Origin of the sequence: Moraxella nasicaprae (assembly GCF_025643275.1) — a bacterium.
GTDB lineage: Bacteria > Pseudomonadota > Gammaproteobacteria > Pseudomonadales > Moraxellaceae > Moraxella > Moraxella nasicaprae.
This window is the reverse complement of record NZ_CP089977.1, coordinates 1,486,610-1,503,493: the sequence shown is the minus strand read 5'-3', so window position 1 is coordinate 1,503,493 and position 16,884 is coordinate 1,486,610. Positions and strand designations below refer to the sequence as shown.

Here is a 16,884-nt window from a genome sequence, read left to right as displayed (position 1 = left end):
GTTGGTTGGTTGGTTGGTTGGTTGGTTGGTTGGTTGGTTGGTTGGTTGGTTGGTTGGTTGGTTGGTTGGTTGGTTGGTTGGTTGGTTGGTTGGTTGGTTGGTTGGTTGGTTGGTTGGTTGGTTGGTTGGTTGGTTGGTTGGTTCATTTTGCGGTCTTCCTATAAGATTGTCAAGTAATTTTTTTGTATTTTAACAATTTTTTTAATAAAAATAAAGACGCACCCACTGGCACGCCTTTATTTTAGGAGATGAATTAACCACGCACCGCTTTGACCGCTTGCTCTACCGCTTTGCCAAAGCGTTCAATGACAAGCTCACACTCTTCACGAGTAATCGTAATCGGGCAAAGCAGACGCACGACCGTACCGCCACGACCGCCCCTTTCAAGAAGTAGCTTATTATCAAAGCACGCCTTTTGAATGGCGACCGCAAGCTCCGCATCGGCAGGATATGAACCCATGTGGTCAGCAGGTTTTCGTTCGTCCACAATCTCAATGCCAGTCATCAGACCACGACCACGCACATTGCCAATACAAGGATAGGTTTTGGCAAGTTCGTTTAGTTTTTCACGCAAAAATTCGCCTTGAATACGAGCGTTTTCGGCAAGGTTGTTTTTGCTAATCTCTTCTAGCACATTGTAGCCTGCCGCCATCGCCAGCTGATTGCCACGGAAAGTGCCTGTATGCCCTGCTGGTAGCCACGCATCAAATTTTTTGTTAATCGCCAGCACACACAAAGGCAAACCACCGCCCACCGCCTTACTCATCACGACCACATCAGGGACGATGCCTGAATGTTCAAAGGCAAACATCTTGCCAGAGCGAGCAAAGCCTGCTTGCACTTCATCAAGGATAAGGACAATGTCGTGTTTGGCGGTAACTTCACGGATTTTTTGGAGCCATTTTTTGGGAGCAGGGACAACACCGCCTTCGCCTTGAATGGCTTCTAAGATAACGGCGGCAGGCTTGACCACGCCAGATTCTACATCTTCAATAAAGTTTTCAAAATAATAAGTCAAAGCGTCCACGCCTGCTTCACCGCCCAATCCAAGCGGGCAACGGTATTCGTGCGGATAAGGCATAAACTGCACGCCTGCCATCAGATTGCCCACCTTTTCTTTGGCGGAAAGGTTACCTGTCATCGCCAAAGAGCCGTGCGTCATACCGTGATAACCGCCAGAGAACGCAATGACATTGTCTCGTCCTGTGTAGGTCTTGGCAAGTTTGATGGCGGCTTCTGTGCCGTCTGCCCCTGTTGGGCCACAAAATTGCAAAATGAAGTTTTCTGGGAAAAACGACAATAATTTTTCGGTAAAGGCATCTTTAATCGGTGTGGTAATGTCTAGGGTGTGCAGTGGCAAACCGCTGTCTAGCACATCTTTGATGGCGTTAATGGTGGCAGGATGATTATGTCCTAGTGCCAGTGTGCCAGCACCTGCCAAACAGTCTAGGTATTCATTGCCTTCCACATCAGTTACCCAGCACCCTTGTGCTTTGGCGATTGCTAATGGAAGTTTACGAGGATAACTACGAACATTGGACTCCATCGCATTTTGGCGATTTAAATAATATTCGTTGGTGGCATTTGGAACTGGATTAACAGGAGTATTCATATTAGGATACCTTTATAAAAAATTAAGTCTGGCTATCTTTTCCTTTGACTTAGGGTGGATAATAACAACTGAACGATGTTCAGCTTGCAAAAACGCTTTGCAAGACTGGGCATAATACACTTTTTTTAAAAAAATAAAAGCATTTTTTGGACGTATTTAAAGAAATTGATGATTTTTTTAGCATTGATGATTGATTTTTTATAAAAATTTTGTAACCAAATGGGTTGGTTTGGGATTTTTTATGCCAATTCTGTTAGAATATGGGGTTATTTTTGCCAAGATGAAAACTAAACACACCGTGAATATTAGCACTTTTTCAACCGCTCCCCTAAGAAACACCAAAATCCCCACCAGCGATCCACAAGCAGGGCTAAAACTGACCGAGATTTTTTATTCCTTGCAAGGCGAGGCGTTAAGTGCTGGACTGCCCACCATTTTTGTGCGATTGACAGGCTGTCCGCTGCGTTGTGTATATTGCGACACGACCTATTCCTTTACAGGCGGACAACGGTTTAGCATTGAGCAAATCATCAATGAAGTCGGTCGCTATCCTTGCAAACGCATCTGTATCACAGGCGGTGAACCACTTGCCCAGCCCAACGCCATCGCCTTAATGGAGCGACTGCTTTCCTTAGGCTATGAAATCTCGCTAGAAACAGCTGGGGCGTTGAGCGTGCAAAATGTACCCATTCAAGTATCCAAAGTGATGGATTTAAAAACCCCATCATCTGGCGAAGTGGATAAAAATTTATGGGAAAATATTGACTACCTAACCCCACACGACCAACTAAAAATCGTCATCGCTGACCGTGCTGATTATGACTGGGCGGTGGCGAAATTACACCAATATGAGCTGGATAAGAAAGTTGGCACAGTATGGTTTTCGCCAATGTTTGAGATTGATGAACGCAAATCCGATGTGCCAAGCATTGCTGTGCAACTGGCAGAATGGATTTTAGCAGACGCTCTACCCGTGCGTTATCAATTACAGCTGCACAAAATCATCTGGGCAGACGCTAAGGGCAAATAAAAAAGTAAGGATAGACGATGATTGCTTTGATGGAATATGTCCGTCCAGATGTGATGATTTATCTGCTGGATATGGTCGGCGTGGTGGCGTGTGCCATTGCTGCAACCACCCTTGCCATGCACAAACAATTTGACTTTTTTGGCTGTATTTTGGTCTCAATGGTCAATGCCATCGGAGGTGGTACTTTGCGTGATGTCATGCTAGACAGACACCCATTATTTTGGATGCAAGATTTGAATTATCTGCTGGTCATCACGGTTGCCTCTTTGCTGTGTCAGATGTTTTTTCACAAAATTGGACGCATTGATAATGCCCTAAAATTCTTTGACGCCATTGGCTTAGCAGCATTTAGCGTGATTGGTCTGACGGTGGCTTTATCATTTGAGGCACACCCTTTGATTGCTGTGATGATGGCGGTCTTAACCAGCATTGCTGGCGGTATCATGCGTGATATGATTTGCAACGAAATTCCAATGGTGCTACAAAAAGAGATTTATATTAGTGCCAGTATTTTTGGTTCCGCTTTGTATCTTGGCTTAGCACATTTTGCTGTGATTGATTGGATTAAAGAAACGGTAGCATTGATAAGCATATTTGGCGTGCGTATGCTGGCGGTAAAATTTGACTGGCATTTGCCTTCTATCCAATTAAAAAAGCCATCAGCCAATTAAAATAACCAAAAAGGAGCATTTTGTGTTTGGCATCACTGACCTAACCGCCTACTTGCTGGCGGTTGTGATGATTATTATTTTACCAGGTGTCAATAGCTTGTACTGTTTATCGGTGTCTGCCACGCACGGCAAAAAAGCAGGGGCAATGGCAGCGGCTGGTATCGTGTTTGGCGATAGTATCTTAATCCTTGCTACTGTACTGGGTGCAGGCACCATGCTAAAACTGTATCCTACGGTGTTTGAAATCATCAAACTGCTTGGCGGTCTGTATCTGGCGTATCTTGGCATTCGTCTGCTGATGGGTGTATATCAGCTCCATCGTAGCCCTCACAAATCGTCCAATCAGCCCAAACAAATTGGTCGTCAAAATTATTTTACCAAAGCCTTGACGCTTAGCCTAACCAACCCAAAAGCCATCTTATTCTTGCTGTCATTCTTTGTGCAATTTGTTGATACTAATTACCCCAAGCCCTATCTGACCTTTTTTATTTTGGCGATGATTTTGCAGTTCATCAGTATCAGCTATCTTGGCTTGCTGATTGTCGTGGGCAAAACGCTGGCGGATAAATTTGCCAATCGTCCAATCTGGTCAATGATTGGCATGAGTCTGATTGGCGTGCTGTTTTTGGGATTTGCGGTGAATATGTGGGCGAGTAAATTAAGCTGACCGTTTTATCATAAAAATGGGCAATCTTTTGCCCATTTTTTTAGCTTTATCATCATTGATTGGCTCTGGTTTATTTTCTTGACAACACCCTCAATACTCACACAAAATCCACAATCTGCAACACCGCCAAATCCTTGACAATCAGCTGCAAACTTTGATTGCCCTGCCATTCATTGATGTCCACCGCATACAAAATATGTATTTTGCTGGCACGATAATCCCAAACAGACGCATCATAATTAAACCAAATCGCATCAATCGGGTATTGCACACCTTTTTGTCTTAGGCTTAATTTTAGGTGTTTATCCCTAAGCACTCTGTGGTTTAATACCTCAAACTCACCATCAAAACTGGGCGGTGCAAAGCCATTGCCCCAAACGCTGATGTTTTTGAGCTGATGGGCAAAATGCAGACTAAATTCATCGGCAAATAGCTCGCCATCGGTGTATTTTTGTTCACAAAATACCGATTCATCAAGACTGGCAACCTTTTGGCAAAATAATCGTGCAAATCTGTCAAAATTGGCTTTTTTGATGGTCAGACCAGCCGCCATCGCATGACCACCAAAATGCTCAATCAGCTCTGGCTCTTCGATGGCAACCGCCTCAATCATGTCACGAATATGCACGCCTGCGATGGAGCGAGCTGAACCCTTAATCCAATCATCATCGCCTGTTTTTTCGGTGTCGGCAGGGGCAAATACAATGCTGGGGCGATATAGATTTTCCTTGATGCGACCTGCCACGATACCAATCACGCCTTGATGCCAATTATCTTGATACAGCACCACTGCTTTGTCTTGGTCATCGCCTGATAGATTGGGCAATTTTTCAATGATGGCAATCGCCTCATCTTTCATCGCAGTCTCAATACTGCGGCGACTTTGATTGAGTTTACCCAATTCCAACGCCAACCGATGTGCTTCGCCCCAATCGTCCGCCAACAAACAATCCACGCCAATACGCATGTTATCCATACGCCCTGCGGCATTGATGCGTGGAGCGATGGCAAAACCAAAATCCTCGCTAGTGATGGTCTCGTGGTCTCTGGACGACTGCTCCAAAATCGCCAAAATTCCCACGCACGCACGCCCTTGACGAATGGCATTCAATCCATGCGTGACCAAAATGCGATTATTATGGTCAAGCACACCCAAATCCGCCACCGTGCCAAGTGCCACAAGGTCTAGATATTGACTGACATTCGTTGTGCTTTTGCCCAGCGTGCGTCTGTGCTTGGCAAGCCTGCCCATCACATAAAACGCCACACCCACGCCCACCAGCCATTTACTACCAAAAGTGCAATCAAGCTGATTAGGATTGACCACCGCATCAGCAGGTGGCGATGGCTTGGTTGTCAAGTGGTGGTCGGTAATCACAACCTTAATACCCAACTCTTTGGCAGTCTGCACACCATCATGGCTTGAAATGCCATTATCCACCGTGATGATAAGATTGGGCTGATATAACGCTGCTCCATGCTTGACAATCTCTGGGGTTAGACCATAGCCAAATTTGAAACGGTCAGGCACCAAGAACTCAACCATCGCCCCCATTTCTCGCAATGCTCGCACCATCAGGGCGGTACTGGTCGCTCCATCACAATCAAAATCACCAATAATTAAGATTTTTTGGCGATGGTCGATGGCATCATCAATCAATGTAATCGCTTCATCGATGCCCAGCAAATCAGCAGCAGGCAACAATGCCCCAATATTCATGTCCAGTTCGCTCACCTGATGCACCTGACGAGCCAGCAGCACCCGAGCAATGGATTCAAACCCCACATCATAAATCATCTGCTGGCTGGGTTTGTCCAAACAGCGATGTGTTAGGGTGAGGCGTTTTGGCTCAAACTGCATCATTGCCGCCTTGTGCTTTGGTGAGTGATTTTGGCAAACTAAAAGTCACATTTTCTTCAATACCGCTAAGCTCTGTTGGGCTATCTGCTCCCCATGCCTGCAAAGTATCTAGCACCTCTTGAATCAGCACTTCTGGTGCTGATGCCCCAGCCGTCACCCCAACACTGTCAATACCCTCAAACCATGATTGATTCATTTGGGCAGCATTATCAATCAGATAAGCCTTAGCCCCCAAACGCTCAGCAAGCTCACGCAAACGGTTGGAATTTGACGAATTAGGACTGCCCACCACCAGCACCACTTGGCATTGACTGGCAAGTTTTTTGACAGCATCTTGGCGGTTTTGGGTGGCATAGCAAATATCATCTTTGCGTGGTGCGTTGATGCTTGGGTATTTATTTTTTAAGGCATCAATCACCACCGCTGTATCATCCATCGATAAAGTGGTTTGCGTCACAAATGCCAGCTTATCGCCATCAAGATTTAGCTTGGCAACATCATCAGCATCTTCAACCAGATGAATACGACCGCCAAAACTTTCGTCAAATCGCCCCATCGTACCTTCCACCTCAGGGTGTCCAGCGTGTCCAATCAAAATGGCGTCCATGCCCTCTTTGGCAAATTTCCCCACTTCGATATGCACTTTGGTGACCAATGGGCAGGTGGCATCAAACACCGTCAAATCACGGCGAGCCGCCTCATCTTCGACCGCTTTGGATACCCCATGTGCCGAAAAAATCACGATGGCTCCATCAGGCACTTCATCAAGCTCTTCTACAAAAATCGCCCCACGATTTGCCAAATCCTCCACCACAAACTTATTATGCACCACTTCATGACGCACATAAATAGGCGGGTTAAAGCGTCTTAACGCCTCATTCACAATCGCAATCGCTCTGTCCACGCCAGCACAAAAACCTCGTGGATTTGCCAATAAAATTTTCATATTTTCTACTCTTTACTATCATTATTTATCAAACTGCTGTTCATTTTATCAAATTTATGCCAATAAACCTAACGCCAAACGCATTTTTGCGGTAAAATATCGCAAATTATTTTTCATTCATTGACTTTGGGAGCAAGTTATGAGCAAATTATTCATCATTACCGCAGCCTCTGGCACGGGCAAAACCAGCCTTGTCAAAGAACTGCTTGCCACCACAGACAATCTAAGCGTCAGTATTTCGCACACCACCCGCCAGCCACGCCCTGCCGAAGAAAATGGCGTACATTATCATTTTGTCGATGTCGCCCAATTTGAGCAGCTGCTTGCTGATGAAGCCTTTTTGGAGCACGCCCAAGTATTTGACAACTACTACGGTACTTCCAAACAAGCGGTGCAGTCACTGCTTGACCAAGGCATTGATGTAATTTTGGAAATCGACTGGCAAGGAGCGTTGCAAGTCAAACAAAAATTTACCGATGCGGTGATGATTTTCATTCTACCGCCAAGTCGTGAAGCCTTGCGTAGTCGCCTATCCAATCGTGGGCAAGATAGCAATGAGGTCATCGAAAAACGCTTGGCTGGCTCATTGACCGAAATGCGTCAGTACGACAAATTTGACTATGTGGTCATCAATGATGAATTTGCGGTGGCATTGTCTGATTTACAAACCATCGTTCGTTGCCATCGTCTTAGCACCCAAAACCAGCAACGCACCCAAGCCAAATTGCTTGGCGAATTGCTTGGCTAATCTTTGGTGGCAGACAAACAATCACAAAAAATATTTTTGGCAAAACACTTAAATAACGCCAAAAATTTTGTTATAATTTGCGTTTATCGTATCGCATTTAGAAATTTAAGAGAGAAATCATGGCACGAGTTACCATTGAAGATTGTCTATCACAAGTCGATAATCGTTTTGAGTTGATTTTGGTGGCTAGCAAGCGTGCTCGCCAACTTGCCAATGGCAAAGTCGAACCAACCGTCGTGGTAGAAAACGATAAGCCGACCGTCTTGGCACTGCGTGAGATTGCCGCTGGTAATGTCTCTAAGGATATTTTGGACGAGCCAGATGATGGTTTGTTCAAAGTGGTGCAGTCATTTGAACTAACCCCAGAACAACTGGGCAATAAGCTGTAATCGCCCAAGTCCATCGAAAGCCACGCCAAAATCTGCGTGGCTTTTTCTATGCTTTTTATTTATATAAAACCTGATTTGGCAAAATAAATGCTTAATATATTGACAAGTGCCCAAAAAATTGATTTATTATAAGGTTTAAACATTTTATCAACCCCCAAGAGAGCCAGTATGTCTTATCAATACCAGCCAAACGCCATTCCAGAATCATTAAGCCACCCGCTGGTCGATGAAGCTCGTGATGGTCTGATGCAAGCGGTCAGTTACCTGTCTGCATCAGAACGCCAAGATGTACTTAGAGCCTGCTATTTTGGCGATGTGGCTCATATCTTGGATAAACGAAAGTCAGGCGAACCCTACATCACCCACCCCATTGCTGTGGCGGAGATTTTGGCGGGATTTCGCTTGGATAGAGACACCATCATCGCAGCGATTTTACACGACACGGTCGAGGACACCGAAGTGACCGAAGAGCTTTTGGTGCAAGAATTTGGCGAAGTGGTTGCACGCCTTGTCGATGGCGTAACCAAGCTCAAAAGCTCCACGATGAATAAACAACAAAGCCAAGCGGCGACTTTTCATAAGATTTTGACCGCCACGCTCATCGACCCACGAGTATTGATTGTCAAACTGTCTGACCGTCTGCACAATATGTCCACGCTAGATGCGGTGCGTCCCGACAAAAAAATTCGCACCGCCAGCGAGACCTTGGATTTTTATGTGCCATTTGCTCGTGTGATGGGGCTTAATAACATCGCTGACTATATTGAGCTGCTGTGCTATCGCAATCTTAATGAAAGCATGTACAACAAATTTAGCGATAAATTGCTACAACACGGTTTGGGTCGTCAATTTCAAAAAACCGAAATCAGCACCTACCTACAAAGCCTATTGGCACAGCTAAACCTCAATGGTCATGTGCAAGTGCTGGATAATCGCCCATCAATGTACCGACAATTTTTCAAAAATCGTGGCGAAATCAACCGCCTAATCCGACAATACGATTTTGAAGTGGTGCTGGACGACATCGAATCGTGCGACAAACTTGCCAATCATCTGATTCGACAATATCAGATTCAAGACAAGCAAATCCAAGACAATATCCGTGAGCCCCTAGCAGGCGGCAATCAATCTTTGACCCTCATCTACGAAAAAGATTACAATCACATCAAAGTTACCTTGATGACCAAGCGAATGCAAGAAGCAGCAAGACTGGGGGTCATCAGTCGAGATCGCACCGATGTCAGTCATTCTGTCATTCAAGCCAGCCTAAGAAATATGCAAGATTTGGCAAGTTCTGGCAATCTTAATGACAGTGAAGCACAGATTGAAACCATCAATGAGCTTATCAGCTATCTGCACGAGAGAAAAATCGTCTGTTACAGCCCACAAGGACACGCTTACGAGTTGCCTCGTGGTGCGACAGCATTGGACTTTGCTTACGCAGTCGGTCCTGCCATTGGTAATATTGCCACAGGGGCAGACATCAACAATCAACACGGCAGACTGGGTAATGTGCTTGCCGATGGCGACACAGTCAGCATTGATACCGACCCAAATGCCAGACCACAAGCCAGATGGCTGGGTTTTGTGGCAACCAACAAGGCTCGCAGCGAAATCCTAAAATACCTAAAACACCTGCCAGAATCTGACAAAATTCTCTATGGTAAGCAGGCACTTGACCAAGCCTTGCAGCCATATGACAAATCCATCAATGACATCAACGCAGATGACTGGGCAAATATCCTAGCATGGCGTGGCTTGCAGCATTCTGATGAACTGTTCATTCAGCTTGCCACAGGGGTGCTGTTGCCTCAGTTGGTCGTCTCTCGTCTATTTAGCGAAGAGGTGGACAGTGCGGACAAACAAGCCATCACCCAAAGTAAGCATCTACTGGCAGGCATCAAAGGCGTAGAGGTAGATTTTGCTCGTTGCTGCAATCCCATCTATGGCGATGGCATTGTTGGACATATTTCACGACAAGGCTTGGTTGTACATCGTCATAAATGCTACTCACTTGCCGCCATTCGCACGGACAACCCCTATCAGGTCATTCAGCTTAATTGGAAAGCTGACATACCCAACAATCAAAATCATCAGTTGCACTTTCCAGCAACTCTACGCATCTATGCCATGCTAAACGAAGAACAAATCAGCCAAGCCATCTATGAACTTCGTGCATTAAACATCGGTGTCGAAACAACCGCCGTCAAGGCAGATAAAGACCAAGAAAAAGACAGCAAAATTGGCACAACCACCCTACAAATCGTGGTACGCTCTCGTGCCCACCTAGAAGAAGGTATTGACAAATTGCGTCAATTATTAGATTATCCCAATATCATGCGACTGTACCAATGAGCCAGCATTAGGTCATTGGCAGTATTTTTACCAAAAATGAAGGAATGATGATGACTAAACAAGCCATTCATACCGACCAAGCCCCTGCGGCGGTTGGCACTTATTCACAAGCCATCAAAGTTGGCAATGTGGTCTATATCTCAGGTCAGCTTGGTCTAGACCCTGTGAGCATGACCCTTAAAGATGGCTTTGAAGCCCAAGCTCGCCAAGCCTTTGATAACCTAGAAGCCATCGCAAAAGCGGCTGGCGGTAGCCTAAATGACACCGTCAAGTTTAATGTCTCTTTGACAGATTTGGCAGATTTTGCGGTACTCAATGCGGTGTTTGAAGAACGCCTAACCGCCCCATATCCTGCTCGTGCCGCTGTGCAAGTTGCCGCTTTGCCAAAAGGTGGCGTGGTCGAGATTGAGGCCATTTTGCATCTATAATCAACCGCCATCACTTGCCCCAAGTCATCATCTTGGCTTGGGGCTTTTGGTTTTTTGCATAACTTGTTATAATACCATCATCAAATCATGCAAATACAGACAGGAATAGCCATGACAATCACTCCCCAATCTGCCATTATCCCTGACCATTGCCGAGCTGGGATTTTTATGGAAGGCGATGTGACCAACTTCGACAAAGGTCAGCTTGCCAATGCCTGCCAACAAGCCCTCATCGCCCTGAACAACCTACAAAATCAATACCCTAACGAAAATCTGGGTCTGACCATTGGTTTTGGGTCAGATGCTTGGCAGATGCTTGGTCATGCTGATGAAGGTAGTCAAATCAAACCATTTCGTCCACTGGGCAATGGACTGGCTCCTGCCACACAGCACGATGTCTTATTTCATATCCAATCACTTCGCCATGACATCAATTTTAGCTTAGCAAAAGAGTTGGTGGCGATTTTTGAGCCAATATTGGACATCAAATCCGAAACGCACGGCTTTCGCTGGGTAGAAGAGCGTGGCTTGGACGGCTTTGTTGATGGCACAGAAAACCCACAAGGCGATCACATTGCCGATGTTGCTGTCATCAAAGAAGGCAAAGATGCTGGCGGTAGCTATGTGATGGTACAAAAATATCGCCACGACCTAAAAAAATGGGACAAACTACCCATCAACGACCAAGAAAACTGTATCGGTCGTAGCAAACACGACAACATCGAATTTGACAAAAAAGACCGTCTGACTGAGTCGCATTTGGGTCGCACCAACCTCAAAGAAGATGGCAAAACCCTAGAAATCGTCCGCCGTAGCCTGCCTTTTGGTACAGTGACAGGCGAACATGGTCTGATGTTCATCGCTTATGCGTCTCGACTATGGAACATTGAAGCTCAACTGCTCAGCATGTTTGGCGAAACCGATGGTCAGATTGACCTATTGCTCAAACACATCAGCACAGCAGTTTCTGGCGGTTATTATTACGCACCGTCCGTTGAGCGACTACAAAACCTTTGATGGACACATATCAACACGCAAACGACCTGATTTTACAGGTTGCTTTGCCTGTGCCTGTGGGTAATTTTTTTGATTATCTGCCCTTAGCTGGTGCGTGCGATGTCGGTGTGCGAGTGCGAGTACCTTTTGGCAATCGTCAATTAGTTGGTATCGTGGTTGCTCTTGGCAATAAAGCTGGCAGTCAAGTCCCTACGCACAAACTAAAAACCATCATCGAAGTGCTAGATACAGCACCCATCATCGATGATGGTCTGCTCAAATTGGCTGGCTGGCTGGCTGGCTACTACCACTACCCTTTGGGCGAGGTGCTTGGTGTGATGTTGCCTTCACTCATCAATCAAGGCAAACCGCTAAATCAGCACACAGCCCTCTGGCAAGTCATTGATTCTGATGGTCTTGAAAAACTACCCAAAACCGCCAAAAAACAACGGCAGATTTTTCAGCACATGCTGGCATATCCTGATGGTTTGGATAGCCACTCTTTGCACGCCATCGGTGCAACCACCACCATCATCAATGCCTTACACCATAAAGGCTTGATTGATGCACGCCCAAACAAAAAAGCAACCACGCCACGCCTTGCCCATCTAAAAGATGAACATCTGCCTGCCAATGATGAGCAAACAAATGCCATCAATGCCATCAAAAACAGCATAAAAAACCAGCAGTATCAAGGATTTTTGCTCAACGGCATCACAGGCTCTGGTAAGACCGAAGTCTATTTACAAGCAATGCATCAGGCTTTGATGATGGGTCGTCAAGTGCTGATATTAGTGCCCGAAATCGGCTTGACACCACAGACAGCCGCTCGCTTTCAAGCTCGATTTGACGCTTATATTTGCATTTTGCATTCTGGCATGAATGACAAAGAACGCCTGCAAGGCTGGCAAGATTGTCAATCAGGGTCTGCCCAAATCATCATTGGCACTCGTTCAAGTATTTTGTATCCATTTCATCGCTTAGGCTTAATCATCATCGATGAGGCTCACGACACCTCCTACAAACAGCAAGACCACCTGCGATACCACGCCTGCGATGTGGCTTTGTTGCGAGGTTTGTGGCAAAAAATCCCTGTGGTTTTGGGCACAGCGACACCAAGTTTAGAACACGCCAAACTGGTCATTGATGGCAAACTCACCCAGCTGACGCTCAATCATCGTGCCGCCAATAACCACAAAACCCACTATCAGCTCATCGACACCAAACTTGACCGACACACCATCACACTCAGCGATGGACAAATCGCTCAGACCGCCTTTGCCAGCCAAACCATTCGTGCCATTCGTGAACGACTGTCACTTGGCGAGCAAGTGCTGATTTTTCTAAATCGTCGTGGCTATGCTCCCGTGCTGATTTGTCATGCCTGTGCTTGGCAAGCTGACTGCCCAAATTGCGATGCCCATCTCACCTTGCATAAAAACGAACGACATCATTGGCTAAAATGCCATCATTGCGGTCATCAAATCACACCGCCTCACACTTGCCCAGAGTGCAACAGCCCCAATCTGTCTCAACTGGGTAATGGCACTGGCAGGCTGGTTGAACAGCTGCACGCCATTTTTGCCAATCCACAGCACAGCCAGCAGACCTATCCGATTTGGCAAATCGACCGTGACACCATGCAAAAAAAAGGGGCATGGCAACAGCTTAACGCACAAATCCAAACAGGACAGCCTGCGATACTGGTTGGCACACAGATGATTGCCAAAGGGCATCATTTTCCCAAGGTAACTTTGGTGGTAATTGCAGATGCGGATTTAGGATTTTTATCGCCAGATTTTCGCTCACCAGAACACACCGCCCAACAAATCATTCAAGTGGCTGGGCGAGCTGGGCGAGCAGACAGGCAAGGCACGGTCATGATCCAAACCATCAATCCTGCCAATCCTGCCTTGATGACCTTAGTTCGTGATGGCTATCAAACTTTTGCCAAACAATTATTGCAAGAACGCCAGCTACTTGGCTTACCGCCATTTAGTCATGCGGCCTTGATTCGTGCTGACAGTCATGATTATGCCAAGGCAAAAAACGCCATCATTGGTGCAAAAAACGCTCTGCCCAATCGTCATTCCTTTGCCATCAATGCTCCCGTTGATGCACCAATGACCAAGAAAAATACTCGCTATCAAGTGCAAATGCTCATCTTATCCAAAGATAGAAAAGCATTGCATGACCTGCTTAATCACTGGTGGCAAACGGTTCAACACCTGCCCAGCAGTAAAGGGGTTCGACTGTTTTTGGACATCGACCCAATGGGCTGGTGAACATCACACCAATAAAGGAAATGCTCCACCAAGACGCTCATACACCCACACCAATAATGCAATCAAAAGCAAATGTACTGGATAAAACGCATAAAAGAAATATCGACCGCCCAGCCGCCTGCCCTGTCTGCCATCATAACCATAAATTAAAGGCATGATAAGCAGCACACCTAAATGCACCCACCACGCCAACACCGTCTGCTCGCTACCATACACCAGCCAATAAAATACTGGCACGCCAAGCAGATAAGCCATCAGCAATCGTTGTTTTTGATGATAAAAGGCATCAAACAACAATGTCAAAAATATCAAACCGCCGCCATAGTCTGCACCATCAACCATCAACATCGTCAGCATGATGATGGGTAATTTTTGCCACCACGACCACGCCTTATGCCACACTCTAAGCGAAAACAGTGCAGCCGCCAAGCTAAACAGAACATTCCCTGCCAAAAACTGCGTCCAATCTGCCTCATCAAGATTGCCAATGCCTATCAAGTACAGCGAAAATGGCAACTGAGACAGTAAAGCAAAAATAAGCAATCTACCCAGATAGCTAGATACATCGGCACTACGATGAAATCCCTCCACCAACAAATAGCACATCAAAGGTGCAACAAGACGACCGATAAAATGCAGCACCCCAGACAGCAATCCATCATCAGCCAAAAACACCCACGCCAAATGGTCTAGCGTCATTGCGATGATGGCGATGAGTTTTAGGTCAAATGCTGTTAGACCTCTGGCATCTTGTTTCATTGGCTTATTATCCTACGCAGCGTTTGGGGGTTTGTTTTTTATTCAGTGAACTTTGGCATCGCCAAAATACCTTGCCCTCTGGATTGACGGTGCGATACATGATGAGTTGTCGTCCATTGAGATAACGAATCGGATAATGTGCCTTAGTGATGGTTGCCACCACTGCACAATCAGTCTTTTGCCCTGCCACAGACTGACGAATGACCATCTGTGCCTGATTGACATCATTACTGACTGGCAAATCAACAGGGCATTTGCCTGTTTGCTTAATGATAATCTCAACACGCTTTGCCACTGCATTGGCTTGATTATGAACAGCAAACAGCAGTTTTTGTTCTTGGGATTTGGCAACAATAGGCACAAATTGCACGCTGATGATGGTCAGCATGACCGCAAAAATCGCAAAAGCAATTCCCATGCCAACCAAACTAACCCCACCCTCATGGCGTAGATGAGCCTTTTGGGCTTCATCATCAGCTGGATATTGTGCCAAAGCATCAGCAATCTCACGGCGAGCCATTCGATAATAATAAGCGTCCGCCCATCTTGCCACCATCATTGACCAAAAAAGCCATACACCAACACCAATGCCAATACGCACCCATACTTGCCATGCTTGTGCCACTAAGTCCATGAATAAAAATTCACTGACAACCAAACTTAGCACAATATTCACCTTGATGAACGACCAGCCAGCCACGCAATACACCACACAATCAAGGTATCTTTTGCGATACAACAGCCACCCAAAAGTCATCAAAAACGCTGCCCAATTCCAACTGGCGTGCAACTTGCCTCGTTCATCAAACTGGGCAAATCGTTGCAAATAATAAGCCTGAGAACGATGTCCAATAAACCATTGGTCTAGACGAGTTCGCTGCCGCTGACTTAGATTGGCTTGATAAAACGGTGGCGGTGTGGTGTCTTCTAAGAATGGCAAACGCATAATTGACCCTATTTGTTCGTAAATATCGCCCCAAGTGTGGCTTTATTGGGTAAGATTCTTTATAATGCACCCATTTTCCATCATTTTACGCTTTTTGTTATGACAAATTCAAACACAAATTTGACCGACACCATCGATATGGACGAAATCAGCACTCGTCTTGCCAAACTTGCCCAAACGCCTGAGCAGTTTCGCAAAATCAATACTTTCATGAAACGCCGCACCCACATGAATCAAAATGCAGAACTGGCACTCATCGACACCCGTTTTGCTCACATCATTCTCAATCACTGTGGCGAAGTAGGCAAGTTGGGCGATGTTTCCGCCTTGACCGATTTGCGTCAATTTTTTGCTGACACGCCCAATGGGACTGATGCACCTTTGACACTAGAAATCGGCTTTGGCATGGGCGATAGTCTATTTGAGATGGCAAGCAATCAACCAGAACGCAACTTCATCGGCATTGAAGTTCATGAACCAGGCATTGGCAGACTAGCCTTTATGGCAGACGAGGCATCTCTTAGCAATCTTAAAGTCATCAATGGCGATGCCATTGCTTTACTGGATAATCTGCCTGACAATCATCTAGATACCGTGCAACTATATTTTCCTGACCCTTGGCAAAAAAAGCGTCATTATAAACGCCGTTTTGTCACCCAAGACCGCATGCAAAAAGTGGCACGAGTCCTCAAACCTGCTGGCACTTTTCATGCAGCAACCGATTGGGAGCATTACGCATTTTGGATGCTAGAAGTGCTGGATAATATGCCAGAATTCATCAATACGGCAGGTGCTGGGCAATTTACCCCACGCCCAGCATTTCGCCCGCAGACCAAATTTGAAAAACGAGGGCTGACACATGGGCATGGCGTTTGGGATTTGATTTACCAAAAAGCCTAACCCAAACAATAAAAAAACCTGCTCGCCTGATGCTGATGCAGGTTTTTTTGTGCGTGATGTTTATCCCACACAGCATGTGGCGACATTAGCGGACTTGACTGTGATATTTTGTCCACAAAATCTGTGGATAACTATGTGGAAAAGCATGGATTTTTTCAAAAATCCTTTGGATATATCACGCCATGAGCAAAATTGTATAAAATTTATACAGTTTTAATTCAAAAAATATCATTGTAAATCAATCAGTTATCAAAATTCATGACCAGATTTATCTATGCTTGCCAGAATTTT

The 16,884-nt window shown here is 45.7% G+C and carries 15 protein-coding genes; 10 read left to right on the top strand and 5 right to left on the bottom strand.

Annotation, left to right across the window (positions count from 1 at the left end):
- Positions 1-253: 253 nt before the first annotated feature.
- Positions 254-1,612 (bottom strand): diaminobutyrate--2-oxoglutarate transaminase, encoded by a 1,359-nt coding sequence (locus LU297_RS06995; RefSeq protein ID WP_263075824.1) that lies wholly within the window; start codon positions 1,610-1,612, stop codon positions 254-256.
- 280 nt (positions 1,613-1,892) lie between these two features.
- Here LU297_RS06995 and queE point away from each other — a divergent pair, with 280 nt between their 5' ends.
- The 3 genes from queE to leuE are packed head-to-tail and all read left to right on the top strand — an operon-like array spanning position 1,893 to position 3,980.
- Entirely contained in the window at positions 1,893-2,642 is a 750-nt protein-coding gene (gene queE / locus LU297_RS06990) for a 7-carboxy-7-deazaguanine synthase QueE (protein ID WP_263077358.1), read from the top strand.
- 17 nt (positions 2,643-2,659) lie between these two features.
- Positions 2,660-3,313 carry a trimeric intracellular cation channel family protein gene (locus tag LU297_RS06985; protein ID WP_263075823.1) on the top strand — a complete coding sequence of 218 codons (654 nt, stop codon included), beginning with the start codon at positions 2,660-2,662 and terminating at the stop codon, positions 3,311-3,313.
- Between the two features lie 22 nt (positions 3,314-3,335).
- Positions 3,336-3,980 carry a leucine efflux protein LeuE gene (gene leuE, locus LU297_RS06980; protein ID WP_263075822.1) on the top strand — a complete coding sequence of 215 codons (645 nt, stop codon included), beginning with the start codon at positions 3,336-3,338 and terminating at the stop codon, positions 3,978-3,980.
- Positions 3,981-4,077: 97 nt separating this feature from the next.
- On the opposite strand, the gene recJ is transcribed toward leuE, so the two are convergent.
- On the bottom strand, positions 4,078-5,841 hold the full coding sequence (gene recJ, locus LU297_RS06975) for a single-stranded-DNA-specific exonuclease RecJ (RefSeq protein ID WP_432806249.1): 1,764 nt from the start codon (positions 5,839-5,841) through the stop codon (positions 4,078-4,080).
- Positions 5,831-6,787: a 4-hydroxy-3-methylbut-2-enyl diphosphate reductase gene (gene ispH, locus LU297_RS06970; RefSeq protein WP_263075821.1), complete on the bottom strand. Its 957-nt coding sequence runs from the start codon at positions 6,785-6,787 to the stop codon at positions 5,831-5,833. Before ispH ends, recJ begins: the two co-directional genes overlap by 11 nt.
- A gap of 139 nt (positions 6,788-6,926) precedes the next feature.
- Between ispH and gmk the strand changes: the two genes are divergently transcribed.
- The 6 genes from gmk to LU297_RS06940 all read left to right on the top strand — a co-directional run bounded on the left by gmk (position 6,927) and on the right by LU297_RS06940 (position 13,988).
- Positions 6,927-7,535 (top strand): guanylate kinase, encoded by a 609-nt coding sequence (gmk, locus tag LU297_RS06965; RefSeq protein WP_263075820.1) that lies wholly within the window; start codon positions 6,927-6,929, stop codon positions 7,533-7,535.
- A gap of 119 nt (positions 7,536-7,654) precedes the next feature.
- Positions 7,655-7,924 carry a DNA-directed RNA polymerase subunit omega gene (rpoZ, locus tag LU297_RS06960; protein WP_263075819.1) on the top strand — a complete coding sequence of 90 codons (270 nt, stop codon included), beginning with the start codon at positions 7,655-7,657 and terminating at the stop codon, positions 7,922-7,924.
- 168 nt (positions 7,925-8,092) lie between these two features.
- Positions 8,093-10,279 carry a RelA/SpoT family protein gene (locus tag LU297_RS06955; protein ID WP_263075818.1) on the top strand — a complete coding sequence of 729 codons (2,187 nt, stop codon included), beginning with the start codon at positions 8,093-8,095 and terminating at the stop codon, positions 10,277-10,279.
- Positions 10,280-10,329: 50 nt separating this feature from the next.
- Entirely contained in the window at positions 10,330-10,707 is a 378-nt protein-coding gene (locus tag LU297_RS06950) for a Rid family detoxifying hydrolase (protein WP_263075817.1), read from the top strand.
- 111 nt (positions 10,708-10,818) lie between these two features.
- Positions 10,819-11,724, top strand: a complete 906-nt coding sequence (locus LU297_RS06945) for a Dyp-type peroxidase (RefSeq protein WP_263075816.1) — start codon at positions 10,819-10,821, stop codon at positions 11,722-11,724.
- Positions 11,721-13,988 (top strand): primosomal protein N', encoded by a 2,268-nt coding sequence (locus LU297_RS06940; protein WP_432806248.1) that lies wholly within the window; start codon positions 11,721-11,723, stop codon positions 13,986-13,988. Before LU297_RS06945 ends, LU297_RS06940 begins: the two co-directional genes overlap by 4 nt.
- 3 nt (positions 13,989-13,991) lie before the next feature.
- On the opposite strand, the gene LU297_RS06935 is transcribed toward LU297_RS06940, so the two are convergent.
- A complete protein-coding gene (locus LU297_RS06935) occupies positions 13,992-14,747 on the bottom strand; it encodes a conjugal transfer protein TraX (protein ID WP_263075814.1) in 756 nt (251 codons plus the stop codon).
- Positions 14,748-14,754: 7 nt separating this feature from the next.
- Entirely contained in the window at positions 14,755-15,696 is a 942-nt protein-coding gene (locus LU297_RS06930; protein WP_263077356.1) for a DUF2628 domain-containing protein, read from the bottom strand.
- Positions 15,697-15,831: 135 nt separating this feature from the next.
- Between LU297_RS06930 and trmB the strand changes: the two genes are divergently transcribed.
- Positions 15,832-16,593, top strand: a complete 762-nt coding sequence (gene trmB, locus LU297_RS06925) for a tRNA (guanosine(46)-N7)-methyltransferase TrmB (protein ID WP_432806288.1) — start codon at positions 15,832-15,834, stop codon at positions 16,591-16,593.
- Positions 16,594-16,884: the final 291 nt, after the last annotated feature.